At 56.3% G+C, this 907-nt stretch carries 1 pseudogene; it reads right to left on the bottom strand.

Annotation, left to right across the window (positions count from 1 at the left end):
* A pseudogene (locus ACXJ5O_RS28435) lies at positions 1 to 863 on the bottom strand (chemotaxis protein); the annotation flags it as partial.
* Between the last annotated feature and the right edge of the window lie 44 nt (positions 864 to 907).

Genomic DNA, 907 nt, shown 5'->3' on the forward strand with positions numbered 1-907 from the left:
GTCTTAAGCACAGCTGAAAGGGCATCAGCCTGTTCCGACGCAAATCGTGCCCGCTGCATATCGCCATCCACGATCGCACCTCGGGCAATGCGCAGGTAGAAAGGCAAGCGGGCGCCGGGCCACGCCAAGGAGGCCATTTCTTCGATCTCCTCATTGCTGATCTTGTCCTTGATCACCATCAACGCGTCGACAAGCTGTCGAAAGAAGTCCTCCGAATAGGGAGAGAGGGCGAAGCGCTGCAGATAATTCCGCGCCAACAACCTGACCTTGTCCTTGTCTCCAAGACGTGCCGCGATCATAAGCCCACGCCGTAGCGCCGCCTCCTCCAGCAGCGTTCCTGGTGCGTTGAGGCGTATATAATCCAGCCGCTTGAGTGCAGTTCCCGCGTCGATGCCAGCAAGCTGCGTCGCCGTGACCAGATAGATCGATGCGACAAGCTCGATGGGAACATTAGGCGGCAGTTCCTGGAAGTTCTCGATAATGCGCAGCGTATCGCCATCGGCATAAGCCAGAGTCCCCGCCACGAGTTTGGGATCGACCTGACCGAGATTTACCGAGGTCAATATAGTGCGAACAACCTCCGGATTGCCGCCATTAAGGAGATAAATGAAAATGGCGTATACATTTGCCGGTTTCGACCAGACTTCCGGCTTGGCAACTTGTAGCTGTTCAGCAATATGGCCGAGCACACGATTAAGCATCGGCAATGCTTCCGGCTTTCCGGACGCCACCTGATCCTGCAGCATGCGCATGGATCGCACCAGCATATATGGCTCAGGTGAGGGCATGGCAGCATGCGCCGTTGTCAGCGGCATACTGATCAGGCCGAACAACAACCAGCGGATGGTTTGCCGTGCGATCATCTGGAAGCTGTCTTCAGAAAGATGTCGATGCGCCGGTTCTGGGC

It is taken from the genome of Phyllobacterium sp. P5_D12, assembly GCF_054049495.1.